The organism is Spiroplasma ixodetis (genome assembly GCF_059729505.1).
This window is the reverse complement of record NZ_AP038353.1, coordinates 58,986-85,174: the sequence shown is the minus strand read 5'-3', so window position 1 is coordinate 85,174 and position 26,189 is coordinate 58,986. Positions and strand designations below refer to the sequence as shown.

General features: G+C 25.0%; 37 protein-coding genes and 1 pseudogene. 4 read left to right on the top strand and 34 right to left on the bottom strand.

Going from position 1 to position 26,189, the window contains the following annotated elements; translation table 4 throughout:
• Positions 1-12: 12 nt before the first annotated feature.
• The 4 genes from rpsG to AC6I4F_RS00530 all read right to left on the bottom strand — a co-directional run bounded on the left by rpsG (position 13) and on the right by AC6I4F_RS00530 (position 1,446).
• Positions 13-480: a 30S ribosomal protein S7 gene (gene rpsG / locus AC6I4F_RS00545; RefSeq protein ID WP_497873890.1), complete on the bottom strand. Its 468-nt coding sequence runs from the start codon at positions 478-480 to the stop codon at positions 13-15.
• 14 nt (positions 481-494) lie between these two features.
• Positions 495-914 (bottom strand): 30S ribosomal protein S12, encoded by a 420-nt coding sequence (gene rpsL, locus AC6I4F_RS00540; RefSeq protein ID WP_353306234.1) that lies wholly within the window; start codon positions 912-914, stop codon positions 495-497.
• Positions 915-1,100: 186 nt separating this feature from the next.
• Positions 1,101-1,277 carry a hypothetical protein gene (locus AC6I4F_RS00535; RefSeq protein ID WP_497873889.1) on the bottom strand — a complete coding sequence of 59 codons (177 nt, stop codon included), beginning with the start codon at positions 1,275-1,277 and terminating at the stop codon, positions 1,101-1,103.
• The gene (locus tag AC6I4F_RS00530; protein ID WP_497873888.1) at positions 1,249-1,446 is read right to left on the bottom strand and encodes a hypothetical protein; all 198 of its coding nucleotides are present in this window, start codon (positions 1,444-1,446) and stop codon (positions 1,249-1,251) included. Before AC6I4F_RS00530 ends, AC6I4F_RS00535 begins: the two co-directional genes overlap by 29 nt.
• 282 nt (positions 1,447-1,728) lie before the next feature.
• On the opposite strand from AC6I4F_RS00530, the gene AC6I4F_RS00525 reads away from it, so the two are divergent.
• Positions 1,729-2,010, top strand: coding sequence for an HU family DNA-binding protein (locus AC6I4F_RS00525; protein WP_497874802.1), 282 nt, complete (start codon positions 1,729-1,731; stop codon positions 2,008-2,010).
• Positions 2,011-2,161: 151 nt separating this feature from the next.
• On the opposite strand, the gene AC6I4F_RS00520 is transcribed toward AC6I4F_RS00525, so the two are convergent.
• The 11 genes from AC6I4F_RS00520 to rplK all read right to left on the bottom strand — a co-directional run bounded on the left by AC6I4F_RS00520 (position 2,162) and on the right by rplK (position 10,756).
• Entirely contained in the window at positions 2,162-3,781 is a 1,620-nt protein-coding gene (locus AC6I4F_RS00520; RefSeq protein WP_497873886.1) for an MATE family efflux transporter, read from the bottom strand.
• A 219-nt stretch (positions 3,782-4,000) separates the two neighbouring features.
• On the bottom strand, positions 4,001-4,822 hold the full coding sequence (locus tag AC6I4F_RS00515) for an IS1595 family transposase (protein ID WP_497873885.1): 822 nt from the start codon (positions 4,820-4,822) through the stop codon (positions 4,001-4,003).
• A gap of 211 nt (positions 4,823-5,033) precedes the next feature.
• Entirely contained in the window at positions 5,034-5,591 is a 558-nt protein-coding gene (locus AC6I4F_RS00510) for an IS1595 family transposase (protein ID WP_497873884.1), read from the bottom strand.
• Positions 5,524-5,856 carry a transposase gene (locus tag AC6I4F_RS00505; protein WP_497873883.1) on the bottom strand — a complete coding sequence of 111 codons (333 nt, stop codon included), beginning with the start codon at positions 5,854-5,856 and terminating at the stop codon, positions 5,524-5,526. Before AC6I4F_RS00505 ends, AC6I4F_RS00510 begins: the two co-directional genes overlap by 68 nt.
• A gap of 46 nt (positions 5,857-5,902) precedes the next feature.
• Positions 5,903-6,100, bottom strand: coding sequence for a hypothetical protein (locus AC6I4F_RS00500; RefSeq protein ID WP_497873882.1), 198 nt, complete (start codon positions 6,098-6,100; stop codon positions 5,903-5,905).
• Between the two features lie 442 nt (positions 6,101-6,542).
• Positions 6,543-7,625 (bottom strand): hypothetical protein, encoded by a 1,083-nt coding sequence (locus AC6I4F_RS00495; RefSeq protein ID WP_497873881.1) that lies wholly within the window; start codon positions 7,623-7,625, stop codon positions 6,543-6,545.
• Complete coding sequence (locus AC6I4F_RS00490) at positions 7,625-8,401, bottom strand: alkaline phosphatase family protein (protein WP_497873880.1); 777 nt, start codon at positions 8,399-8,401, stop codon at positions 7,625-7,627. The genes AC6I4F_RS00495 and AC6I4F_RS00490 overlap by 1 nt, the downstream gene beginning before the upstream one ends.
• 282 nt (positions 8,402-8,683) lie before the next feature.
• Positions 8,684-9,049 (bottom strand): hypothetical protein, encoded by a 366-nt coding sequence (locus tag AC6I4F_RS00485; RefSeq protein ID WP_497873879.1) that lies wholly within the window; start codon positions 9,047-9,049, stop codon positions 8,684-8,686.
• A gap of 19 nt (positions 9,050-9,068) precedes the next feature.
• Entirely contained in the window at positions 9,069-9,449 is a 381-nt protein-coding gene (locus AC6I4F_RS00480; protein WP_497873878.1) for a hypothetical protein, read from the bottom strand.
• 178 nt (positions 9,450-9,627) lie between these two features.
• Positions 9,628-10,308, bottom strand: coding sequence for a 50S ribosomal protein L1 (rplA, locus tag AC6I4F_RS00475; RefSeq protein WP_497873877.1), 681 nt, complete (start codon positions 10,306-10,308; stop codon positions 9,628-9,630).
• Position 10,309: 1 nt separating this feature from the next.
• Positions 10,310-10,756 carry a 50S ribosomal protein L11 gene (gene rplK, locus AC6I4F_RS00470; protein WP_497873876.1) on the bottom strand — a complete coding sequence of 149 codons (447 nt, stop codon included), beginning with the start codon at positions 10,754-10,756 and terminating at the stop codon, positions 10,310-10,312.
• 152 nt (positions 10,757-10,908) lie between these two features.
• On the opposite strand from rplK, the gene AC6I4F_RS00465 reads away from it, so the two are divergent.
• Both AC6I4F_RS00465 and AC6I4F_RS00460 read left to right on the top strand, forming a co-directional pair.
• Positions 10,909-11,280: a transposase gene (locus AC6I4F_RS00465; RefSeq protein WP_497873875.1), complete on the top strand. Its 372-nt coding sequence runs from the start codon at positions 10,909-10,911 to the stop codon at positions 11,278-11,280.
• Positions 11,213-11,770: an IS1595 family transposase gene (locus tag AC6I4F_RS00460; RefSeq protein WP_497873874.1), complete on the top strand. Its 558-nt coding sequence runs from the start codon at positions 11,213-11,215 to the stop codon at positions 11,768-11,770. The genes AC6I4F_RS00465 and AC6I4F_RS00460 overlap by 68 nt, the downstream gene beginning before the upstream one ends.
• Before the next feature lie 119 nt (positions 11,771-11,889).
• Here the strand turns inward: AC6I4F_RS00460 and nusG are convergent, their stop codons facing one another.
• The 18 genes from nusG to AC6I4F_RS00370 form a co-directional block, all read right to left on the bottom strand.
• Complete coding sequence (nusG, locus tag AC6I4F_RS00455) at positions 11,890-12,522, bottom strand: transcription termination/antitermination protein NusG (RefSeq protein ID WP_497873873.1); 633 nt, start codon at positions 12,520-12,522, stop codon at positions 11,890-11,892.
• Between the two features lie 19 nt (positions 12,523-12,541).
• On the bottom strand, positions 12,542-12,973 hold the full coding sequence (secE, locus tag AC6I4F_RS00450; protein ID WP_174481440.1) for a preprotein translocase subunit SecE: 432 nt from the start codon (positions 12,971-12,973) through the stop codon (positions 12,542-12,544).
• Between the two features lie 11 nt (positions 12,974-12,984).
• Positions 12,985-13,134 carry a 50S ribosomal protein L33 gene (gene rpmG / locus AC6I4F_RS00445; protein WP_286641767.1) on the bottom strand — a complete coding sequence of 50 codons (150 nt, stop codon included), beginning with the start codon at positions 13,132-13,134 and terminating at the stop codon, positions 12,985-12,987.
• 357 nt (positions 13,135-13,491) lie between these two features.
• Positions 13,492-14,427: a hypothetical protein gene (locus AC6I4F_RS00440; RefSeq protein WP_497873872.1), complete on the bottom strand. Its 936-nt coding sequence runs from the start codon at positions 14,425-14,427 to the stop codon at positions 13,492-13,494.
• Positions 14,428-14,481: 54 nt separating this feature from the next.
• Positions 14,482-14,943, bottom strand: coding sequence for a hypothetical protein (locus tag AC6I4F_RS00435; protein WP_497873871.1), 462 nt, complete (start codon positions 14,941-14,943; stop codon positions 14,482-14,484).
• A 168-nt stretch (positions 14,944-15,111) separates the two neighbouring features.
• Positions 15,112-15,387 (bottom strand): hypothetical protein, encoded by a 276-nt coding sequence (locus AC6I4F_RS00430; RefSeq protein ID WP_497873870.1) that lies wholly within the window; start codon positions 15,385-15,387, stop codon positions 15,112-15,114.
• Between the two features lie 207 nt (positions 15,388-15,594).
• Positions 15,595-16,416, bottom strand: coding sequence for an IS1595 family transposase (locus AC6I4F_RS00425; protein ID WP_497873869.1), 822 nt, complete (start codon positions 16,414-16,416; stop codon positions 15,595-15,597).
• Positions 16,356-16,940, bottom strand: a complete 585-nt coding sequence (locus AC6I4F_RS00420) for a hypothetical protein (protein ID WP_497873868.1) — start codon at positions 16,938-16,940, stop codon at positions 16,356-16,358. The genes AC6I4F_RS00425 and AC6I4F_RS00420 overlap by 61 nt, the downstream gene beginning before the upstream one ends.
• Positions 16,941-17,021: 81 nt before the next feature.
• Positions 17,022-17,501 (bottom strand): hypothetical protein, encoded by a 480-nt coding sequence (locus AC6I4F_RS00415; RefSeq protein WP_497873867.1) that lies wholly within the window; start codon positions 17,499-17,501, stop codon positions 17,022-17,024.
• 358 nt (positions 17,502-17,859) lie between these two features.
• The gene (locus AC6I4F_RS00410) at positions 17,860-18,681 is read right to left on the bottom strand and encodes an IS1595 family transposase (protein ID WP_497873866.1); all 822 of its coding nucleotides are present in this window, start codon (positions 18,679-18,681) and stop codon (positions 17,860-17,862) included.
• Entirely contained in the window at positions 18,621-18,983 is a 363-nt protein-coding gene (locus AC6I4F_RS00405; RefSeq protein WP_497873865.1) for a hypothetical protein, read from the bottom strand. The genes AC6I4F_RS00410 and AC6I4F_RS00405 overlap by 61 nt, the downstream gene beginning before the upstream one ends.
• Positions 18,984-19,580: 597 nt before the next feature.
• The gene (locus tag AC6I4F_RS00400; RefSeq protein ID WP_497873864.1) at positions 19,581-19,733 is read right to left on the bottom strand and encodes a hypothetical protein; all 153 of its coding nucleotides are present in this window, start codon (positions 19,731-19,733) and stop codon (positions 19,581-19,583) included.
• A gap of 107 nt (positions 19,734-19,840) precedes the next feature.
• Entirely contained in the window at positions 19,841-19,987 is a 147-nt protein-coding gene (locus AC6I4F_RS00395; protein WP_497873863.1) for a hypothetical protein, read from the bottom strand.
• A gap of 36 nt (positions 19,988-20,023) precedes the next feature.
• On the bottom strand, positions 20,024-20,407 hold the full coding sequence (locus AC6I4F_RS00390) for a hypothetical protein (protein ID WP_497873862.1): 384 nt from the start codon (positions 20,405-20,407) through the stop codon (positions 20,024-20,026).
• A gap of 164 nt (positions 20,408-20,571) precedes the next feature.
• Positions 20,572-20,724 carry an ankyrin repeat domain-containing protein gene (locus AC6I4F_RS00385; protein ID WP_497874633.1) on the bottom strand — a complete coding sequence of 51 codons (153 nt, stop codon included), beginning with the start codon at positions 20,722-20,724 and terminating at the stop codon, positions 20,572-20,574.
• Positions 20,725-21,562: 838 nt separating this feature from the next.
• A complete protein-coding gene (gene rlmB / locus AC6I4F_RS00380) occupies positions 21,563-22,303 on the bottom strand; it encodes a 23S rRNA (guanosine(2251)-2'-O)-methyltransferase RlmB (protein ID WP_497873861.1) in 741 nt (246 codons plus the stop codon).
• Positions 22,304-22,315: 12 nt separating this feature from the next.
• Positions 22,316-23,647, bottom strand: a complete 1,332-nt coding sequence (cysS, locus tag AC6I4F_RS00375) for a cysteine--tRNA ligase (RefSeq protein WP_497873860.1) — start codon at positions 23,645-23,647, stop codon at positions 22,316-22,318.
• A 184-nt stretch (positions 23,648-23,831) separates the two neighbouring features.
• Positions 23,832-24,155: a hypothetical protein gene (locus AC6I4F_RS00370; RefSeq protein WP_497873859.1), complete on the bottom strand. Its 324-nt coding sequence runs from the start codon at positions 24,153-24,155 to the stop codon at positions 23,832-23,834.
• Between the two features lie 353 nt (positions 24,156-24,508).
• Between AC6I4F_RS00370 and AC6I4F_RS00365 the strand changes: the two are divergent.
• A pseudogene (locus AC6I4F_RS00365) lies at positions 24,509-25,631 on the top strand (IS3 family transposase).
• Here AC6I4F_RS00365 and AC6I4F_RS00360 read toward each other — a convergent pair.
• A complete protein-coding gene (locus AC6I4F_RS00360) occupies positions 25,612-26,079 on the bottom strand; it encodes a hypothetical protein (RefSeq protein WP_497873858.1) in 468 nt (155 codons plus the stop codon). The pseudogene AC6I4F_RS00365 and the gene AC6I4F_RS00360 sit on opposite strands and share 20 nt — an antisense overlap.
• Between the last annotated feature and the right edge of the window lie 110 nt (positions 26,080-26,189).

Here is a 26,189-nt window from a genome sequence, read left to right as displayed (position 1 = left end):
CTCTCTCCTTTATTATCATTTATAGTGAGCAAAGGCTTTATTAGCTTCAGCCATACGATGAATTTCATCACGTTTTTTAATTGATGAACCATTACCAGTAGCAGCATCCATAATCTCAGCTGCAAGTTTATCTTGCATACTATTACCATATCTTGCTTGTGAATAAGAAACTAATCAACGAATTGCTAAAGTTATCTTACGAGTAGCACTAACTTCAATAGGAACTTGATAGTTTGCACCACCAATTCTTCGAGTTTTAATTTCTAATTGTGGTGTAATATTAGCAATTGCCTTTTCAAATACTTCTAATGGTACTTGTTGGGTTTTTTCTCCAACAATTTTAAAAGAATTATAAACAATTTTTTGAGCTACACTTTTTTTACCATCAATCATAATGGCGTTAATTAATTGAGTAACAATTTTTGAATAATAAATTGGATCAGCAACTAATTCTCTTTTAATAGCTTGATTTTTACGCATTTAGTTTTACCTCCTTATTTCTTATCTTTTGGTTTTTTAGTTCCGTATTTAGAACGAGCTTGATTACGATTTACTACTCCGGCAGTATCAGAATACCCACGAATAACATGGTATCTAACTCCAGGTAAGTCTTTAACTCTTCCACCACGGATTCCAACAATAGCATGTTCTTGCAAATTATGACCTTCTCCAGAAATATAAGCAGTAACTTCCATACCGTTAGTTAAACGAGCACGAACAATTTTTCTTAAAGCTGAGTTAGGTTTTTTTGGTGTTCTTGTAGTAACTACAAGTGCTACACCTTTTTTTTGCGGACTGCTAATTGAAGAAGTTGTTTTTGTTAATGAATTATATGAAACATTTAACGCTGGTGATTTAGATTTGTATTTTTTATCTGTACGTCCTTTACGTAATAGTTGGTTCATTGTTGGCATTAATCGTTAGCCTCCTTTATGATTTTAAAGAATTAATTATATACACAATTCCTAGTGTATCAAAATTTAGTCCAATAAGTATAATACCAGTTTTTAATAGTAATAGTCAAATAAATTTTGAAAAATAATTAGAAAAAAATGACACAATTTAAATTGTGTCATTTTAAAATAATATATATTAATTATTTATGCAATAGTATCTGTAAATGTAAATGTTCCTGAAATTTTATCACCTTGTGCTGTAACTGTAAATTTAACTTCACCAGCAACTTGTTTATCTTCTTTTTTCTTATCATTAGTTAAAGTAAAATCAGTACCTACACTAACATCTAATTTAGTTGTTTTTTTTAATCGCTGCTGCAACTGCATCAGTAATCTCTTTATTAGTATTTAATTCATCAAAAGTTTTTTCACTATCTACTGCTGTTTTAAGATCATCAACTTTAACATCTTTAATATCTTGCTTAGCAACTTGGTCACCACAAGCTACAACTGAAGTAGTAGCTACTGTTGTTAGACTTAATGCACCCATAAGTCTTAATAAATTTTTCATTTGCATATCTTAGTACCTCCGAAATAGTTATTTACTTATTTTTTTAATTTTAACATACAAGAAAATTAATGTAAAGATTTTTTAACTTTGCACTTATTAATTAACATATAAATTTATATATTCAAATCTTATTTTTTTACTAGTCTTTAATTTTCATTAAATAAGGTTTTTTTAAAAAATATTATATAATAATAAGTATCATTTAAGCCATGTTTTTATAGCATACTTATGGTAATTGGTGAAGAAAGGGTTGAAAATTTTATGCAAAAAAGTCAGATAGCACGAGCTGTACAAAAAAAATTAGAATTATCAGAAAAAGAATACAAAGAAGTGTTAGAATTTATCTTAGATAAAATTGCTACTGCTTTAATTAAAGGAGAAAAAGTAACACTACGTAGCTTTGGAACTTTTACTATTAAATACCGCAAAGCTCGACCGGGAGTAAATCCACAAAATTCAGAACCGATGGCTATTCCTAGAAAGCGAGTAGTTAAATTTAATTCTTGTAAAGCATTAAAAAAGAGAGTTAATGAAGGTAAATAAATATTTTATTTTAGGAATGACTTCAATCAAATATAGATTGTATATTCATTCCTTTTAATTTGTAAAATTAACAACCTTTTTTAATCTTAAATAATTAAAAAAAATACTCTGTTTTAAATGAGTATTTTTTTATTTTCTTCATATATTAATATTAAGATATATTTTTATTAAGTACTTTTTTTTCTGTTAAATTAGATATTTGCGTTTTTTTATCTTTAGTTGTATGAATAAATGGTTTAGATTTTCAAAATGTATAAATTAAAAATGGTAATAATATAAAAGCAGCAAATAAATCAATAAAGCCAAGAAATAAATAAAAATAAAAACCATTATGAGAAACATGTGCAACATAATATCCTAAACTTAAACAAACAATTGGCATTATAATTGTTCGTTGTAAACTAGCAAATAATGACAATTTACCACGATTAATTGATTGATAGAAAATAACAGCAACATAATGTAGTGTAGCTAATGGATAAAAAGCAAACTGCATAATAATATAAACTTTAAAAAATCTTGCCATTTCTAAATCTACGCCAAAGAAATGCATCATATATTGCCCCGCTATTACTACTAATAATACTGAAGCAATTAGCAACAATAAAAGTAATAAAGTTAAACGTCACATCAATTGTCAAACACGACTAAAGTCCTTTGAACCATAAACATAGCCAATTAATGTTCTCGCTCCCTGCGTAATTCCAATAATAGGTGCATTAATTAAAATTAACCAAGGCATAATACCACCATATAATTGAACAAAAACCGGAATACCAGTACTTCCTCCACCATGATAGTCTGGAGGTGGCAATGTATTTAAAATTTTAGTAGTAACCATTGCTAAAATACTTTGGGCAATATTTTGTAATAAAGAAGTTGCACCAATTAATAAAATGCCCGTTACTATTACTCATTTAAGTTTTAAGTGTGCTACTTTAAATCTTAAATTATCGGCACTATATCAAATAATACCTATTGAAAATAAATTAATGATTGCTCAAGCAATAATAGTTGCATATGCAGTGCCTTCCATTCCTAATTTACCAGGAATAACAAAAATAAAATCTAAAGATATATTTACTAAACAAGCCGCAACATTAATTAAAATTGTTCATAACATCATTCCTTCACTACGTAATAATGAAACTAAAAAATAAGCAAAAAAAAGTAATGGTGTAGCAAGAATTAAAATTTGCGAAAATCTAACTGCTTCTTTAATTATTATTTCCCTAATTATTGGATTACTTCCGGCATCACTTCCAACTTGAAATTCAATAATACTATGACAACTAAAATACATAATGATCATAAGAACAATAGAAACTAAAAAAGATAATAAAAATCCATTTCCTAAATATTCTGACATTTGTTCTCGTTTATTTTGACCATATGCAATCGAAAACTTAATACCTGTTCCAGTTGCAACCATTAAAGCAAAGGAAACCATAATTGAAGAAGGAACAGCAGCATAAGCAGTAGCAATATTAATAATTTTTAATGCTTGTTCAGCAGTTATCATTATTCCTGAATTTTGATAATTATTATAACGATCAATAATACTTTGTCCACCTCATTGTGTAGCAATTCATTTATCAAAAATTTGATAAGTAGAAAAAATAATTACAGCAATTAAAGGTGGTGTGACCATAATAAAGATTGCTTTTCATGGATTTGCCGTGCTAAAAATAGCTTGTATTTTCAACTTTTTTATTGAATTTCTTTCTGTTCGTTTATTGAGAGTAACTTTAGCAAGATTTTCTTTTTCCATAATATTATCCTTTCTAACAAAATTAATCTAATTAATATTATATTTTATAAAAGCTCATAACTAAAATATCTATTGCTGTCACAAATAAAAAACATGTTTAGTATTTTAAAAAATGTTAGAAGAAAAAAATTAAAAGGCTTTTCTCCCTTTATATACTATTTTTAAATTTTATCACATAAATGGAGATAAAAGCCTATCTACGGACTTCTCCTCACATTTTTAAATCAAACATAGCATTACAGTTTCAAAACTAGATATCTTGTTGAATTTATATGCAGCCTCTTTAGCATATAAATGAACATGATGTTTTGCAACTTTGATATGTGTTTTAAATGCTCTTCTTATATGTTTTCAAACTGATTCAATTTGGTTGGTATTTACACCATTTTTTGAAACATAGCCATCTTGATGGTTAACTGTTTCATGGTTAGTAAAAACTGATTTAAAATCGCAATATCCTTTTCAAGAATCAGTATATACAAGACATTTTAAAGAAATGTGGTTTCTTGCAAACTGCAAAAGATTTTTACTCTTTGCGTTTTTCAATACTTTTACAATTAAATTATTGGTTGTTTTTTGATAAATTCCAATAATCAAGGTTTTATTCACCAAGGATCTTCCTTGTTGAATAAAACCTACATGTGAAAGATACATTTCATCCATCTGTGCTGTGCCATCATTAATGAACCCTGCATCTTGATTCCAAATTCTAGTTCTTATTTCATGACCCATTCTTCAAGTTGTTTTATATGTCACACCCAATTCCCTTGCAACATCTGTTGATGGTATACCATGCTTTGTGTTTATTCATCTAAAGATGAGATAAAACCAAGATGTCAAAGGTGTTTGTGACTTGTGAAAAATGGTGTCATGAAGAATACTAAATGTTTGATGACATTTCAAACATCTAATTCTTTTTAAATCAGAAGTATTCAAATTAAAACTAAAACACATAATATATTTGTTTTCTTTCAAATTTGCTATATATGCAAGACATTGCTGTTCAGTTTGAAAAGCATTGATGAATTCATTCAGTGTCATTGTTTCCTCCACAAGTACATGTGGGGAGAAGTCCGAATTAAAATATAAATTTTTATAAAAAATATAATTACATTATAACCTAATAATAAATAAATATTTAAAAATAATCTCTTTAATTTATTTTTAGGCTTTTATCCCTTTATGTACTATTTTAAAATTTATCACATAAATGGAGATAAAAGCCTATTTAGGAAATTATCCCCACATGTATCTAAATCAAACACAAAATTATAGTTTCAAAACTAGGTATCTTATTGAATTTATATGCAGCTTCTTTTGCATATAAATGAATATTGTGTTTTGAAACTTTTATGTGTGTTCGAAAAGTTCGTCGGATGTGTTTTCATGCAGATTCAATCTGGTTTGTGTTTACACCTGTTGATGACACATACCCAACTTCATGATTTACGATTTCATGTTTGTGATAGAAGTTTTTGAAACTTCCATATCCCTTCCAATAATCCGTAAATAGACAACACCCAGTAGAAATGTGTTTCAATGCAAATCATAAAAGATTTTTCTCATCTGCTTTTTTCAATACTTTCACAATTATTTTGTTGCTGGTTTTATCATAAACTCCAACAATCAAGGTTTTATTCAACAAGGAAGATCCTTGTTTTTTAAAACCTACATGTGAAAGATAAATTTCATCCATCTGTGCTGTGCCATCATCAATGAACCCTGCATCTTTATTCCAAATTCTAGTTCTGATTTCATGACACCATTTTTCAAGCTGTTTTATATGTCACACCCAATTCCCTTGCAACATCTATTGATAGTATACCATGCTTTGTGTTTATTCATCTAAAGATAAGATAAAACCAAGATGTCAAAGGTGTTTGTGACTTGTGAAAAATAGTGTCATGAATAATACTAAATGTTTGATGACATTTCAAACATCTTATTCTTCTCAAATCAGAAACATTCAAACTAGAAGAAGCACACCTGGTACATTTCATTACTTTCAACTTCGCTATATATTTCAAACAATCGTTTTCATTTTGAAATATGCTATTGAATTCATTTCAATTCATTTTTTCCTCCACACTAGTACATGTGGGGATAATTTCCTATTTTTATTTAAAAATTATCATTAATTCCAATTGAAAAAACAATTGGTATTTTATTAGTTTTTCACTTAGTTCCTGTATGAAAATCAGGAGTAATAATAACATAAACCGTACCAACTTGTTGATAATAGTTATTAATTACATGTTTAGCAAATTTATCACTAAAATAGTGAATAGTAAAATTACCAGTTAAAGGACCACTCTTCAATTGATTAGAAGTATTAATAACATTCTTATTAATTTGTTAATATGTTAAATTAGGATTAACAATAATTGGATCCATTCCTGATAAATCCTTAATTGTGTTTAAATCAGAACGCTTATCTGTTAAAGTTACTTTCAAAATGTCTGTTGTTCCTGCTCAATAATGATCATTAACATCTGCTGTAATTTTAACTTAAATATCACCAGCAACCTGTTCTTCATCATCTGCTGCTACTTTTCCTTCTTCATCACTAAAATAATTAACAGTAAAAACAACTGCTAACTTATTTTTTCAAATAAAGATGGTTGATTATAAAATGAGGAAAATCGCTAATAATTAAAAGATAATAATTATTTTATTATAAGAGAAAAAGATTAATTATAATAATTTAATGAATAATTGCTTTCTTTTTTTTCTATAGCAAATACTTTAAATTTAAATATTTTTACATACTGTCTTGATAAAAAGCAAAAAAGAAAATTAAAATTGACATCTTAAAAAATGAGTAAATTATAGTAACAAAAAAATTATTATTTACAAATTCCACTGCTCTTCTAGCAACATTTAATCCAAATATTAAGCGTAATAATAAACCTGTCATAAATTCAACACTAATTACTTTATTAAAAGCAATATGGAAAAATAAAATAAAAGTAGTACCATGAAATAAAAAGAATAAAATTTTATTATAATTAATATTTAACATAATAAAAGGAATAAATAAAAATAAAACTTGCAAAATTTCCATAATATCTCAATAAATTAAAGGAAAATAAAATATCATTCGACAACTAATAATAACAATAAATAAAGAAAAACTAAGTAATGAATAAAACACATTATCTTTTATCTTTTCTCAATTTATTCATCACTGAAAATTAAGACCAACTAAAAAAGCTAATAACCCAGGTATCATTTGTAAAAATCCACCCTCACGAAATGATACATAAAATAAATCTCAATTAAAGTTATCATATCAATATAACTTACTAGTAAGTTGCAAGTTAATACTAAATATTAAAACTATTATTAAAAAAATACTAGTAATAACTAAAGTTATTATTTTAACAATATTTCAACTTTTATTACTTAAAGAAAAATGGTTAGTAACAACTTTCACTAATGTGCTACCACCAATAATAATTCATATCATTCATTTACCATAATCAAAAAATAATAATTTAAATCATAATCCTATCATATAACCTGTTGTTACATATCCTTCTTTAAAAGCAAAAAAATCTAAATACATAAAACTTGTAATTAAAGATAAAATCATAATAACTAGTATTAATTTACTATAGTCTTTTCAACTAAAATTATTATTGGCACTTAAAAAACCAAATGATATCAATATAACAAATAACATTGGTGAGCAAAAATAAGCATTAAAAGCATGTAAACTACCACCAATATTTAAAGTAACATTTTGTACATTATTTCAAACAATAAAAATAGTAGCAAGCACAATAAGTAATCTAATGCCATTATTTCGAAAGTTAATTTGTTTAAAATTGATAATATCCATTACTTAAACTCCTCACTATGATCATACATATTTGTCATATCAAAAAAAGGTGTTAAAATTGGCTGACCATCTCAAATTATTGGTCGTGAATTAATATCTAATAATCAAGCAATAGTAGTTGGAATATCATAAATTTTAATTTTATCTGGAATAATTCCGTATTTTGGAATAAAATTTCCTGCAAAAAGCAAAGGAATTTTTTGTTCAGCATCAGAATAATGACCATTATATTGTGAAACACCTCCATGATCAGAACTAATAATTAATAAGGTATCTTCTCACATTTCTAAATCTTTTAAATTTTCAATAATACCTCCAATATATTTATCAGTCTGACTAATTGCTTGATAATATTCTTCACTATTTCATTCACGTGAATGACCTGCTAAATCAGGATTAACATAATAAAAAAATGAAAATAAAGGTTTATTAATTAATACATTTTTCGTATTTTCAAAATTTTGTTTATCATTTTCTGTTGGGCAATAATTACCATTATTACTAATTAAAGTTTTTATATTTTCTTGCCCTTTGGGCTGAAAATTAGCAATCATTTCACCTTCACTAGCATAACCAAATAATTTTTTTGAAGGACCATACTTATCAATAATAGAACTAAAAATACTTATTTGATCAGCTTTTACTTCAGCATGAACAGTATGATGAACATTCCACAAATCTTGATCAACAACACCATGCTTAATAGGATCTGTAGCAAACATAACACTTGCTCAATTTGCAGCAGAAGAAGTTGGTAAAACATAACTTGCTTCCAATGTATACGCACCATAACTACATGTTTAGGTTTTTTTGCTTTAGGAACAAATTGATTAGTTGGTTCATTTGTTAAATAATCGTTACTATGTGGTACATAATTTAAAATTGGATCGCGATAACTATCGTAACTAATATTTCTCGTAATCCAAACTACTACTCACACAATATTTATTAGTAAAAAAACAATTATTTTTTTAGAATTAAACATCATAATACACCCTTTTTAATGAAATAATGATTATTAAATTTTACTATAAATAAATTTATGAATTAATTATATATTAAATTCTTGACTTTCATCATCCTCTAACTAATAAACTAACTCCAAGAACAAAACATATTGGTACAATAATGATTAAAAAAATAATTGCAAAATAAACTTGTTCAAAAGGATGAGAAACATAAGTATTTTTAGCCGCTTCTATATCTAGTTGAACTCAATTATAAAACAAATTAATAATACCATAGTGTTTTAAACTTCAAAAACCGTTACCAAGAAAATTATTATAGTGATCATTAAAAATAACTGTTCCAAATAGTATTAAACTAATTATTAGAAAAAACAAAGTTAAAATACATAAGAATAATCCTAGTTTTTGCTTTCAATCCCAAGATGAAACTTTTTTATATTGTACATTTTTATTCATATTTAACACTTACTAAACACTAAGAATATAATCAACGTTTAAAATAACCCAATATTAAAGATAAAACACTAACACCAAGAAAGATAGCAGTTAAAATTACTGTAAATACAATTCCGACAACTACTTGCGCAAGAGGATAAGTTAAAAGTTTATCACTAGTAGCATCTGTTCACATTTGATCATAGCCAGCTTTGCTTAAAAAACTATCAAGTCCTCATACAGAAATAGCATGAAAGCCATTTCCGGCATATTGTGAACTTCCTCCACTTGGGGATTTAAAATTGGCTGTTGCAATTAAAATTAGTCCTAATGCTAAACAGAGCAAACTAATTACCAGTGAGGCAAAGCCAATTTTTATTCCTCAATTTTGTTTCTTAAAAAGATTTATAAGATTTTTCATTAAGGTTTCTCCTTTACTACCTAATTATTTTATTGTTTTACCAAAATAATGTATTAATTGGTATTATCACAATAAATAAATTATAGCGTAAAATTTTTTTAAATATTAAAAAAATTATGAATAAAAACATAAAAAAATCATTAGTAAAAGTACTAATGATTTTTTCTATATTATTATATTATTCTTCAATTAATACTTTAATACCAGGGCCCATTGCTGTAGTAATACTTATATTTTTAATATAAGCACCCTTAACTGCTGCGGGTTTAACTTTTCTTAAAGTGTTAAGAATTGCTAAATAATTATCTTTTAACCCTTCTTGTGCAAATGATACTTTACCAATAATAACATGAATATTACCTTGTTTATCAACACGATATTCAACTTTACCTTTACGAATATCAGCTATTGCTTTTTGAACATCCATTGTTACTGTTCCTAGTTTTGCTGTAGGCATTAACCCTTTTGGTCCTAATACTCTACCAATTTTTCCTAATTCACCCATCATTTCGGGTGTTGCAATAATAACATCAAAATCAAATCAACCTTTTTGAATTTTTTCAATCATTTCTTTACCACCAACAAAATCAGTTTGACTTTCCATTGCCTCTTTTTGTTTAGTAGTAGTTATTACTAAAACACGTTGTGTTTTTCCGGTCCCTGCTGGTAAAACAATAGAACCACGTAACATTTGATCAGCATGTCTTGGATCAACATTTAAACGAAATGCTGCTTCAACTGTTGCATCAAATTTTAATGATGAAGTTTGTTTAGCTAATTCTAAAGCACGATCAATTGGATAAACTTTAGTGTTATCAACTAATTTTGCAACTGCAAGATATCTTTTACTTCTATTCACATTAAACACCTTGCTTTCCATCTTCAACAGTAATACCCATATTCTTGGCTGTTCCTGCAACAATTTTAATTGCATCTTCTAAAGAATAAGCATTTAAATCAGGTAATTTAATTTGAGCAATTTCTGTGATTTGAGCAATAGTAAGTGTTCCTACTTTTGTTAATTTAGCATTTGATGAACCTTTTTCAAGTTTCAATGTTCTTTTTAAAAGAAATGTTGTTGGTGCAGTTTTTATTTTAAAGTCAAAAGTTTTATCTTTATATGCTGTAATAAAAACTGGAATTGGAACTGGATTAACATCATCTTTTTGATCTTTGGTTTTATCGTTAAATTCTCTACAAAAACGTGGCATATCAATACCGAATGATGCTAAACTAGCACCTGGTTTGGCACTACCAGCTGGTAATTGAATAATACCTTCACGATTAATATTTTTTTTATATGCCATGAGCAACTCCTCCTAAATGGATTCTCACTGTGGTCCAAACGAATAAATCTTCCACAAGTTTAAACATAATTAAAGTACTATTTATATATATAAATAGTACTTTACAAATAATAACATCATTATAATTAGTAGTCAAATATATTTTAATTTTATTGGAAATTATCCCCACATGTACTAGTGTGGAGGAAAAAATGAATTGAAATGAATTCAATAGCATATTTCAAAATGAAAACGATTGTTTGAAATATATAGCGAAGTTGAAAGTAATGAAATGTACCAGGTGTGCTTCTTCTAGTTTGAATGTTTCTGATTTGAGAAGAATAAGATGTTTGAAATATCATCAAACATTTATTATTCTTCATGACACCATTTTTCACAAGTCACAAACACCTTTGACATCTTGGTTTTATCTCATCTTTAGATGAATAAACACAAAGCATGGTATACTATCAATAGATGTTGCAAGGGAATTGGGTGTGACATATAAAACAGTTTGAAAAATGGTGTCATGAAATCATAACTAGAATTTGGAATAAAGATGCAGGGTTCATTGATGATGGCACAGCACAGATGGATGAAATTTATCTTTCACATGTAGGTTTTAAAAAACAAGGATCTTCCTTGTTGAATAAAACCTTGATTGTTGGAGTTTATGATAAAACCAGCAACAAAATAATTGTGAAAGTATTGAAAAAAGCAGATGAGAAAAATCTTTTATGATTTGCATTGAAACACATTTCTACTGGGTGTTGTCTATTTACGGATTATTGGAAGGGATATGGAAGTTTCAAAAACTTCTATCACAAACATGAAATCGTAAATCATGAAGTTGGGTATGTGTCATCAACAGGTGTAAACACAAACCAGATTGAATCTGCATGAAAACACATCCGACGAACTTTTCGAACACACATAAAAGTTTCAAAACACAATATTCATTTATATGCAAAAGAAGCTGCATATAAATTCAATAAGATACCTAGTTTTGAAACTATAATTTTGTGTTTGATTTAGATACATGTGGGGATAATTTCCTAGATAGGCTTTTATCTTCATTTATGTGATAAAATTTAAAAATAGTACATAAAGGGATAAAAGCCATTTTATTTTACATAAAAATTAAATAATTTAAACTAAACTTTAATTTTTTTACAACTATCATATTCTACTTTAATTTCGGTTTGACGACCAAACATATCAACAGAAACTGTTGCAACACCCTTATCTTCATCTAATTTAATAACTTGTCCTTCTCGGCCTTGTAAAGCACCAGAAGTAATATGAACAAAATCATTTAACTCAAAATCACGAATATTTTTTTTTGTCTCTTTAACTTTAGGTTGTGATGAATTTTTAGAATTACGATATAACATTTCATTAACTTCTTTAGTAGAAAGCGGAGTCGGTGGTACACCTTTACCACTAGAACCAATAAAACCATTAATCCCTGTTGTATTACGAATATCATATCAAGTATCTTCGGTTAAAATCATATGAATAAAAATATAACCAGGAAAAATATTTTTTTCAGTTATTTTTTTATCTTTATCTGGTATTGCTTCTTTAACAACCCTAACTTGAAAAATATTATCTTTTAAATTTAATTTTTTTTCAATTTTATTTTTCAAATCAGCAGCAACTTTATCTTCATGACCTTTGTTACAATTAACAATATATCATTGTGCTTGCTCAATTCTATGTTTATGTGTTTCTTTTAATGATGTAGTTTTCACTAAAGGGGTTTCTTTTTTTATTATTTCGCTCATTTTTTGGCATCTCCATTTTTTACATTATTTTTAATAAAGGTAATACAAATAGTAATAACTGCTCAATTCCATAAAAGAATAGTGCTAAAACAGCAATAAATAATACTGTTGTAATAAATTTATTATTTAATTGTTTTCTTGGTGTTCAACGAGTTCTTCTGATTTCTCTTGATAAGTATAAGAAAAAATATTTATGATAAGTTCTCGCTTCTTTTTTATAATAAAAACGTTCTTCAGGCGTACGATTTTTACGTTCTTTTTCTCAAATTTCGCTAATATTAACCTTTTTATTTTTATCGGCTGTTCGTGGATCAAAACTTGGTTTTCCTTCAGAAGTTCTTTTTGTTCTTAAAGGTTTAATTTTACGTAAAATATTAAATTTACTTTTTAAAAGAGCCAATTTTTCAGGATTAATTTTTGGTTTTTCTTTTGATTTGTCTTCTGCACTCATGAAAATTTCTCCTAACGTGATTCTTTATGTAAAGTATGTTTTTGACAATGTTCACAATATTTTTTTAGTTCCATACGCTCTTTATATTTAATCTTATTTTTGTATGTATGATAATTACGATTTAAACACACAGTACAAATTAAAATTATTTTTTTGTTCATTAAATTCACCTAGAAAATTTAACCATTTTTAATTATATTATTATTTAAAATAAGTGTCAATTTTAAAATATTTTTATTTTAAAAACAAAGTTAAATTTTTAATCTTTCTTTAAAATTTATCATTTCTAAAATAATTGTACAAGAAAAAATAAAATAATAAATAAAAAATAATTTTAATTAACTATTAATACTTCCTAAAAGTGGTTGTCTTTCATTGGGTTCTATGATAACTTCTGACATATCATTATTTGCATTTGTAACAAATTCCGGCTCAAACTCATAATCAGGAATTTTTAACTTTATTCTTTCTTGTTGACTATTATCTTCAATCTCTGTTACTAATTCTACCTTTTTATTTTAGGGAGTATAATTATCTATTCATTCTTTAAACATTGTTAATGTTGGTCTTCAATCTTTTATTTTTCCGAGTTTAACAAAACTAGGAATTGTTTTATCTGAATGTCTCATTTCGAATTTATCTCAATTATTTTTTTCTAAATACTCATATATTTCCTTTAAATCTTTATTATTCAAAATACCTTTATATAAAGAAAAACTTTTTGTAATGTGTTTTTTTCTTTCATTAATAATTTTAATAATAATTTCTTCTTTACTATTTGAAGTATTAGATTTACTCATTGTAGAAAAATATGTATGAATAACATCCATCATTGCTGAAATTGACATTAAATTTCCTCCCACAATATTACCATTTGTAAAATTAATGCCTGCAGTTGCAAAAGTAGTAAGTGATTTTAAGTATTCAATAGTTTTTGTTACTTTTTGAATTTTATATAAATCAAAACCTGATATTCCACTAATCACTTTAACTAATCCATTTGTACCAGTAAATAATTTATTTAATGCAATAGAAATCATTTCTGGAGTTAATTCATTACTTACAGCATCTTCTGTTAATTGTTCAGCAATTTCAGAATAAAGTCTTTCATTATTTGGTGGTAAAGTAGGAAAAGTGGGTAAATTTGGCTCGGTAGTTGTACTACCACCAGTTTCATTTAAATTATACGCTTGTCAAATAACTCAACCACCAAATGCAGCATATAATATATCAGCTACTCCACTTTTAATTAATTGGTAACGTTTTTCAATATTACTATCCCTAGTAACAGACTTAAGTCCTGCTATTGTTAGTAGAACTACTGTTGTCGTATTACTTCAATTTTGTGCACTTAATGCTCCTGCTCTAACTGGACCATGAAGATTATTCAACGCTTTTTGTACTTCTTTTCATGTTTCTTCTTTATTTATTTTTATTTTATTTATTCCTTTCATAGTTAAAGTAGTTTTAAATTAAATTTTTAATTTTATTGATAAGATGATACATAATTATTCATTAATAATATTACTAATCGTTCACTTACTAATATTTATTGAGAAAGATGGTCCAATATCAAAAGCACGAGATATAGAACTACTTCTAAGTTGTTGATATATAGTGTTTTCATCATGTCACATAAATATATAAATAACTAATCCTTGTGATTTATGACCTGCAGGTGGCTGATTTACTACTCGTCAAACTGGTAATTGATTATCTTTGTCTTGAATTTTTTTGGTATTAAAGTTTAGTTCATTACTTTTAATTGTTGTTGTATTATCCATAACACTATAAGTTATACTGTCTGTCGAATTAGCAAAAATTGTTGGATATAAAAACATAAAATTATTTCATGAATCAGCATAATCACTTCATTTTAAAAGCGTAGTTATTTCTGGATTATAATCTATTAGTTTTCCTCCATCTTTTGGAAAACTATGACTTAATGTTAAATTATTATTAGTATCCAAATTTTTGCTATCATATTGTAAATATCCAACGATAATAATGTTACCAGTACTGTCAACTAAATATCTAATACTTATCTTTTTACTATTATTTTGAATTGAAAAATTATTAATAACAGATTCTAAATTTGGACTATCAATTATATTATTCTAAATATTTTCAGAAATTTTTTATGCAGTGCTCTCATTATTTTTTAAACTACTTTTAGTAATAAATTGTTTAACAAAGTCAAGACAAATTCCCCTACTATTTTTTGAATGAGATTGAGCAATATAATATAATACCAATGTTTCACTTAAATTATCATAGTTCTTAATTGCATAAATAATACCTTTTGTTCCAGTTAATGATATATGAGTATTAGCACCACCAAATTCACGAATAAAAGCAAAATTACTTTTAGACTTTTTATTTGAAATATAAGCTGTTATTGATATTTTGCTCAAGTTTTGTTTTTGAAAAATTTGCAAATCATTAGTACTTATTAATTGTTCTTATTTATAATTAATAGCAGCAATTTCTTTATCAAACTCATTAATAACATCTTTATTTATCTTTTCAGGGTTATAAGTTAATTTAAAATTCTCAATATAAATATCTTTTACATAAGGTTCTAAACTTGGATTATCAATGGAAATTATCCCCGCATGTATCTAAATCAAACACAAAATTATAGTTTCAAAACTAGGTATCTTATTGAATTTATATGCAGCTTCTTTTGCATATAAATGAATATTGTGTTTTGAAACTTTTATGTGTGTTCGGAAAGTTCGTCGGATGTGTTTTCATGCAGATTCAATCTGGTTTGTGTTTACACCTGTTGATGACACATACCCAACTTCATGATTTACGATTTCATGTTTATGATAGAAGTTTTTGAAACTTCCATATCCCTTCCAAGAATCCGTAAATAGACAAAACCCAGTAGAAATGTGTTTCAATGCAAATCATAAAAGGTTTTTCTCATCTGATTTTTTCAATACTTTCACAATTAGTTTGTTGCTGGTTTTCTCATAAACTCCAACAATCAAGGTTTTATTCAGCAAGGATCTTCCTTGTTTTTTAAAACCTACATATGAAAGATAAATTTCATCCATCTGTGCTGTGCCATCATCAATGAACCCTGCATCTTGATTCCAAATTCTAGTTCTGATTTCATGACTCATTCTTCAAACTGTTTTATATGTCACACCCAATTCCCTTGCAACATCTGTTGATGGTATACCATGCTTTGTGTTTATTCATCTAAAGATGAAATAAAACCAAGATGTCAAAGGTGTTTGTGACTTGTGAAAAATGGTGTCATGAAGAATACTAAATGTTTGATGACATTTCAAACATCTTATTCTTCTCAAATCAGAAACATTCAAACTAGAAGAAGCACACCTGATACATTTCATTACTTTCAACTTCGCTATATATTTCAAACAATCGTTTTCATTTTGAAATATGCTATTGAATTCATTTCAATTCATTTTTTCCTCCAAACTAGTACATGTGGGGATAATTTCCTAGATAGGCTTTTATCTCCATTTATGTGATAAAATTTAAAAATAGTACATAAAGGGATAAAAGCCTTATTATTTTTAATATTAACGTCCAAGGATTGAAGCATTTTATATTCTTTATCATCATCATATTTAATAATGATACCAATGTTTTTTAAATGATGATATTTATCATTTTGTTCAAAAAAACTAACAAGTTCAATATTATTTATCTTTTTTATGATATCAAAATTAATTGTCTTTTGAAAATTAATTTGATAGTTATCGCCATCAATATTAATTCCTATATTCATTTCTAAATTAATGTCATTAGTAGGAGAAAAATTATTAATATCATTAATAACTTCTTGAAATAATAGTGAAATAAGTGAAATAGAATTATCTTTAAAAGTAATTGGATATATTACACCACTAGGAAGAACATTTGGATATAATTCAATAGAATTTAAATCTTTAACATTAAAATTGTTATTTTTAAAAGTTTTTTTCATTTGGTTCTTTATTTTGACATTGAATATTTATTGAAAACTCGATAGTATCTTGCAATTGATTTTTACCAACAATTGTTACTATTATAGATTTTGGTTTTTGATAATTTCCAGTAATCCATTACTAGTAATAATATAATCTTGATCATTAAAATCTTGATGTCATTTTTGCTTACCAAACTCATTTATTTTTTTACTAACAAGGAAAGCAATATGATTATCAATATCCACTTTGCTAACATTAGTATTATCTTCAATGGTTATTAATTGATTAATTACACTTTCATCATTTTCCAATACTGTTTTAATAACAGATAATGATTTTTCTTTATTAATTTCTTCTAAAAATTTCTCTTCAATAATTTTATTAACTTGAGATTCTATTTCATTTTTAGTTCCTTTTGTAGCATCTGACATTACTACTGTTTGTGATGGAATTGTAATTCTATTGTCTAAATCAAAAATATTAAATTTTTCCGGAATAACATCATTTTCAAAACTAAAATTGAAATTTAAGTCACAAGGAAACAAACCATAATTACTACCAAATTGATTAACACTCATTTCAATTTTAAACTGTTTTATTTTTTCTTTATAAGATGGTATTTTTATTGAAAAATTATTTTTAAGTGCATTTTCATCATTAATTTTAATATTAATAGTTGTATTTACTGGTAAATGTAAAAAAAATTATTAGGAATATTTATTTTATTTGTTTGTAACACATTATCAATCTTTTTTAATAAATTACTAAGATAAAAATTTTTTAGTTTTTTATCAGTAGATATTAAACTAATATTATTTAATTTATCCTTGTAATCTATCAAATTATTTTTGGCTTTTATCCCTTTATGTACTATTTTTAAATTTTATCACATAAATGGAGATAAAACCCTATCTAGGAAATTATCACCACATGTATCTAAATCAAACACAAAATTATAGTTTCAAAACTAGGTATCTTATTGAATTTATATGCAGCTTCATTTGCATATAAATGAATATTGTGTTTTGAAACTTTTATGTGTGTTCGAAAAGTTCGTGGGATGTGTTTTCATGCAGATTCAATCTGGTTTGTGTTTACACCTGTTGATGACACATACCCAACTTCATGATTTACGATTTCATGTTTGTGATAGAAGTTTTTGAAACTTCCATATCCCTTCCAATAATCCGTAAATAGACAACACCCAGTAGAAATGTGTTTCAATGCAAATCATAAAAGGTTTTTCTCATCTGCTTTTTTCAATACTTTCACAATTAGTTTGTTGCTGGTTTTCTCATAAACTCCAACAATCAAGGTTTTATTCAGCAAGGATCTTCCTTGTTTTTTAAAACCTACATGTGAAAGATACATTTCATCCATCTGTGCTGTGCCATCATCAATGAACCCTGCATCTTGATTCCAAATTCTAGTTCTGATTTCATGACTCATTCTTCAAACTGTTTTATATGTCACACCCAATTCCATTGCAACATCTGTTGATGGTATAACATGATTTGTGTTTATTCATCTAAAGATGAGATAAAACCAAGATGTCAAAGGTGTTTGTGACTTGTGAAAAATGGTGTCATGAAGAATACTAAATGTTTGATGACATTTCAAACATCTTATTCTTCTCAAATCAGAAACATTCAAACTAGAAGAAGCACACCTGATACATTTCATTACTTTCAACTTCGCTATATATTTCAAACAATCGTTTTCATTTTGAAATATGCTATTGAATTCATTTCAATTCATTTTTTCCTCCACACTAGTACATGTGGTGATAATTTTCTTGTTTTTTTATTTGTTGGACAATTATTCTTATAATAATCTTCTCAAGTTTTATCTTGATTAGGATTTCAGTTGTTGGAATTATTATTATTTATGGCACTATTTCATTGATTATTTGCAATTATTGAAATCATAGTAGTAATAATTAAAACAACCACAACAAATAACAAAGAAAAAATTTTAAATCAATGTTTTTTTTCTTGCTTAAAATTAGGTTTTTGCTTATAATTTGATTTTTCATTTTGATTAATGCCAATTTTATACATTATTTCCACCACCAAAAATCGATAATAAAACACAAAAAAAACTTTATAATGATTAAAAAATCACTACAAAGCAACAGCTAAATTATATAAATAATAAATATAAAAATAAAACTTATAAATTAATTTTTAATTTTAAAATTAAAAAAATAAAATTAAAATATAAATTTTATTGTTGTCTTAATTCTATCATAGTAATTTTTATTAAATATATTTTTTGTAACTATTTTTTAATTTTAATTTTACTCGTGTTCAAGCATTATCAACTTGCTTATAGCTTAAATTTAATTTTTTCATAATTTGATGAACATTATATCCTCTTCGCTTTAATTTTAAAACTTCATTTTCATTAGTAGTAAAATTTGCAATACTAATAACTTATTCCAAAAATGAAGTATATTCACAATCATTTTTTTGATATAAATAATCATTATATTTTAAGGCACAATTAATAATTTTATGATTATTATTTAAAAAACAAGAAAATGTAGGTAAATACTCCTCATTTTACTTCATAATATAAAAAATTTTGAAATGACTTGTTTTTTCTTTCTTGAAATTTAAAAATTGCCTTTAAAAAAATAAAATAAAAAGTTGATTTTAAATTATTTGTTTCCAAAGGAATAGCAAAAAACTTTTTAATAATATTTCGTAAAAAAAATCATTTTTCAATTCATATTTTTTATATAAAAAATTAAAAGCAAATTCATTGTTTTCAATACAATACAAATAAATCAATTCATTATCATTCATAATTAAATCCTCCTAAATATTTCAAATAACAAACTAATTATGAATTACTGATCAACTAATTATTTAAATTTATGATATATTAGTATTAAATTTTGAAATTCTTAATATTACATATTTAATCCATAATCACCTTTAATAGTTCTTTGACTCACTATTGATGATGAATCTAACAAATTTATCTTATCTTTAAAGATTTCTACTTCTGTTTGTGGTATGTAATACTTAAATATTTCTCTTCTAGTTTCATTAGCCACTTTGTCAATTTCCTGTTCTTGATTTTGATTTAAATTTTATGATAAACTAAAAAAATCTTTTAAAAACATTTTATTTTCAATAGTTAACTGATCATAATTTTTAATTGTCAAAGCAATTTCTTTTTGTAATAGTAAACAAGCGTGATTTCATGCTGAATTTCCTGAGTTATCTTTATAATCAACATCAATTGGTCATTTATTAATTAAATAAGTTACTAATTTTTGTAAATCATTTATTACCGCTATATGTAGTAATGAATAATTTAGTTCATCAAATACTAAACTATTAATAACTTCATTTTGTCAAAAAATTTCAATATTTGAATTATTTTTTTCATTTAATTTTTTAATTTCATTTTGCAAATATTCTAATGAATCTATTACTGATTCTTCTTTTTCTAATCAATTATCATCATCCACTTTATAATATAGATTATTTTTTTATAACAATTTCCTTTAAAAATCATTATTTCATTTTTAAATTTTAGAAATTCTTTAAATGTTTTTATTATTAAATTTTTATTTTTAATAGAGCAAGTTAAAGCAGTAAAACCACCTTGATTTTTATGATAAACATGAGCTTTTTATAATAATAAAATATTAAAAATTTCAATTCTTCCATTTTCAGCAGCTAACATTAAAGACGTATTACCATCTTGAACTTCATAATTAACAGCAGCACCACTTGCCAATAAAACTTTAAGTGCTTCCAAATCACCAACTTCAACTGTTTCAATTAACAGTTAATTTACTAGTTGCATACTATTCACATTTTCTTTTCAAAAAATAAAAATCACTTATTTTTTAAAAATATATCATAAAAATAATTATTTTTGTAATTTTTTGACATTACATATTTGATTAATTTAAAGAATAATAAACTACTTATGTTATTATCAACTTTATGTTAATAGTTACTTTAACAAATAAATTTTATAATAATATATAATATTTATAAAACTTAATAATAAGTTTTTTTAACTCATTACTTTCATAAAAAGTAAATGATTTTTTTTATTTTTAAAGGAAAATGTGAAACAGATGTATTTAAATATTTTAAAAAACTTATTTAAACGTAGAAAAAATCATTATTTAAGTAATAACAGTACAGATATTGAAAATAACGAGTTTTTTTCTTCTACAATGAAAAAAAATGTTATCAAAATTAAAAAAATTAAATGAATAAAAAGATAAAGAATTAGAAAAATTAACTAATGAAAATAATAACACTCCCAAAATAATATTACTTTCTTCAAATATTTTAGAACTAAGATCAAAAATTTGAACTTTGGAAGAAATGTTAGAAAAGAAAATAACAACAAAAATAGAACAACTAGAAAAAAGTAAAAAAACAAATGTATTAATAATAAAATAAATAAGATAAATTCTGACTATACAAATATTAAAAACAATTGTAAAGAATTAGAAAACCATTTAATTGATCAAATAAATATATGCAAAAATTTAAAAGAAAAAAAATGAAAATATTCAGAACCAAATCTAATAAATAAAGAAAAAACATTTACACCTAAAATATAAAATTATCTTTTTAAAAAAAATATAGGTTCTTAAAATTTACGATAATTTTAACGTTTCAACGTAAATATAGTTTGCAATAATACCACAAGCAACGCTAGCATTAAATGATTCTATTTTTGGACTTATTGGTATTTGAACAATATAATCGGTATGTTTTAATAACTTTGGACTTATCCCTTCACCTTCATTACCAATAATTAATGCTAAGTTGCTACTACAATCAATAGTAAAATAATTAATTGCTTTTGCTGTTTTAGCAGCAGCCAAAATTCAAAATTTATATTTTTCTTGTAAATTATTAATTGCGGAAGTTAAATTATTAACTTGACAAACTGGAATAATACTTAGAGAACCGGCTGCAGCCTTTGCAACTGCACCATTTATTTCAGATTGATTACGATTTAAAACAATTACACCATCAAAGTCATTACCCGCTGCAATTCTTAACATTGAACCAAAATTATGTGGATCAGAAATACGATCTAAAATTAAAATTCTTAAAAATTTAGATGTTGAATCAATATTAATTAATTTATCAAAAGAAAAATATTGATAGTCTTTAACATTAGCAGCAATATTTTGATGTTTAGTAGTACCTAATAAATTATTCATTGCTTGTAAACTAATAATTTCATAAGGAATATTTACACTTTTTAAATCTTTTTTCAATTCTTGGTACTTATCTTGAACTAAAAAAACTTTTTGAATTTTTATTAATGATGATGTTGATAATGCAGCAATAATAGGGTGATAACCATAAATATATTGTAATGCCATAATTTTGCTCCTTTAAATAATATTCAAATCTTTTAATTCTTGACGAATTTTATCAGCTTCTTGGTATTGTTTTTCCTTTTTTAGTTGTTCTCATATTTTAATTTTATTTTTAATTTTTTCAGAATAATTACCAACTTTAAAATCAAATCCTAATATTTTTAAAGCAAAAATAAAAGTATAAAAAATTTCTTGAAATTCTTCATTAAAATTTTTTTTAATAAGTGCTTCATTTAATTTTTTAATCATATTTTCAATTAAAGTAATATTATTAGTTGTATCAATATTATTTGATAAATTTTTAATAATTTGTTGATAATAAATTGAATGATGATTATTATTACATATTATATTGTTAATAAATATTTGATATGTTCATTGTTTTAAAACATTTTCATATTTTTTTGTTGACACTAATCCATTTTCAATTGTTTCTTTATTAAAATCAATTGGTTGTTGATGATCACGATTTAATATTAAATATCGCAATACATTTGGATGATATTGCTGACAAAATTCTTTAACCAAAATAAAATTATTTAAAGATTTTGACATTTTTTCATTAGCAATATTAACATGACCATTATGTCATCAAATATTTGACATTTTTTTATTATTAGTTGCAACAAATTGAGCTCGTTCATTTTCATGATGAGGAAATTTTAAATCAACACCACCACCATGTAAATCAATAGTTTGACCATTAAATAAATCCTCAACAAAACAAGCACACTCAGTATGTCAACCAGGTCTTCCTTTCCCTCACGGACTATTTCAACTAATACCTATTGTTGTTGATTTTCACAAAGCAAAATCTAGATTATTTTCTTTAGCAACTAAATTTTTAATTCTAAAATTTGGAATTAAATCTTCAATATTTTTATGTGCCAAACTTCCATAATCTTTTAACTTATTAACTTTAAAATAAACATCACCAGCAGTAACATATGCATAATCTTTAATAATTAATTTATTAATAAATTCAATAATCTTTGAAATATATTCACTTACTTTTGGTAATTTTGTAGGAGAAATAATATTTAATTTTTCTAAGTCTTCATAATATGCTAACGTATATTTTTCAGTAACTTGTTGTTCTGTTATTTTTAAATCCGCAGCTTTCTTAATAATTTTATCATCAATATCAGTAATATTATGAACATAATTTATTTTATAATTTTGATCAATTAATAAACGATGTAAAACATCAAAAACAAGTACACCACGAATATTGCCAACATGAATATAGTTATAAACAGTAGGACCACATAAATACATATTAACTTGCTTTTTATTAGGGGCAAGCAATTGCAATCTTTGTGAAAAACTATCATAAATTTTAATCATTTAATTAACCCTTCTTAATAAAGTTTAGTTTTCATATACTCTATTATACTGTAAAGAATATCAATCTGTAACAAAATAATTTTTTAAATTTAAAATTCTCTTTAACAAAGAGAATCATTAATAATTAAAAAAGTATTAATTATTTGAAATTTCATAATTTTTGATAGATATCATTTTTATTTTTTTATTTTTTTTCAGTTATATATAAATTTCTTTTATTAGTAGAAGTTATTGTTCCTATATAAATAGTATCATTAATATTTGTTAAACTTCAAACTGCATTATTAGTATTCTCTCAACCAAGCATCAATCCAAAACTTTTATCAGCTTTACTTTTATATATTTTTCCTTCACCATTATTATTTTTTATTCCTACATAAAGTGTACTATCAACATTTGTTAAACTTCAAATTGCACCATTATCTTGTTTTCAATTACTCATTAATTCAAATTTGCCATCACTATTACTTTTATATAAATTTCCTTTACCAAAAATTGATGTCCCCACATAAAGCACACCATTAATATTTGTTAGAGCATGAACTTCACCATTAGTATCTTCTCAATTAGAAACTTTTTTAAAATTAGTATTAGTAATAGTACAAGATAAAGTAACTTCATTTTTATAGTTACCTTTACCATTAATAATAATTTCTGTATTACTAATAATTTGTTTAATATAAAAGTCATCTTCAGTTAGAACAATTGCTTTATTATTTTTGTCTTTAATAATTTTTAAAATTTCAGATTTATTTGGTTTATCTAATTGACCAATATAAATAATATGGATGGGTTACACTTTATTGGACACTAATTACGTAGACAAGTGAACAAATTAGTTAAAAGAAAGGAGTTATAATTATGGCCAATATTAACTCATATTCAGATGAATTTAAAAAACAAATAGTAATTTTATATCAAAGTGGTAAGTCAGTGTCTTGTCTTGCTAAAGAGTACAATGTTACAAGAGCAGCTACTTATAATTGAATTAAGCAATTTACTAATTCAGGCAGTTTTAAAACCAAAGATAACCGTTCTGTTGAAGAAAATGAATTAATTAAATTAAGAAAAGAATTAAAACAATTAAGAATGGAAAATGATATTTTAAAGCAAGCAGCACTAATAATAGGCAGAAAATAGAAATTATTATCAAAAATAAACTTAAATATAAAATTCGTACAATGTGTCGTTTTTTAAAAATCTCTAAATCAACATATTATTTTAATTTCAAGAAAAAAAATAAAAATTCAAAATAATATTCATGATGAAACTGTTATTAGTGCTTTTAAAGAAAATAAAGAAACTTATGGAACAAGAAGATTAAAAGTTGTTCTAAAAGAAAAAAAATTAATTTATCAAGACGAAAAATTAAAAAAATTATGAATAAACATAATTTAATATCAAAATACACTAAATTATCATACAAAAATTATCATAATAAAGTCAATGATAGTCAAATTACTAATCTTGTTAATAGAGACTTTAATAATAGACTTAAAAATGAAGTTATTGTTAGTGATTTAACTTATGTTCAAGTTAATGGTAAATGAAACTATATTTGCTTATTAATCGACCTGTACAATCGCGAAATTATTGAACATAGTGTAGTACTAAAAAAGATGCATCATTAGTATATCAAGCATTTATGTGCTCAAATCGTTGTTTAAAAAATATTCAAATATTTCATAGCGATTGCGGTAATGAATTTAATAACAAAACTATTGATAAAATTTTATTAGCCTTCAATATTACCCGCTCTTTAAGCAAAAAAAGTTGTCCTTATGATAACGCTGTTGCTGAAGCAACTTTCAAAACTTTCAAAACAGAGTTTAATAATGATAAAAATTTTACATCATTAATCCAATTAAAATTAGAATTATTTGATTATATCAATTGATACAACAACATAAAAATCCACAGCACTCTAAACTACTTAACCCCCATAAAACACCAAGCACAAATGTCTACCAAAAAACAGTCCTAAAAAAAGTTGCTATTCCAATACCTAATTCCTTTTCGGTAATAATCATATTTAAATCAGTTCTTGTATCTGTAATTTCTATATTTACATTTATAGTTTTTTCACCAGTAAAGTTTTGTGAGTTTTCTTTAGCACTTACTTTAGTATTTAATATCTCTTGTACAATATCACTTTCTTGTAAAGAGCTACCATCATATTTAGTAATATCAACATCACTTATTTCTAAATTGCTAAATCCTGATTGTAACTTTAATTGAGAAATCAATACTATTTTAAAATCATTAACTTTATCAATAGAATCAATTTTTATACTAACATTAGCTGTTGTAGTTAAACTATTTAAATAAGTTTTTCTAACCGGTGCAATCCTTTCTCCACCACAAGTGACGACACTTATACTTGTTACTCTAATTAAAGTCACTATTGCTAGGCTACTTAGTAATTTCTTCATATATCTTTACCACCTAATCTTTAATATTTTAATATACTCATTTTACATGATTTCTATATCAATAAAAATAAACATGCTATTAATTTAATATGTTCTCAATAAAAAGATAA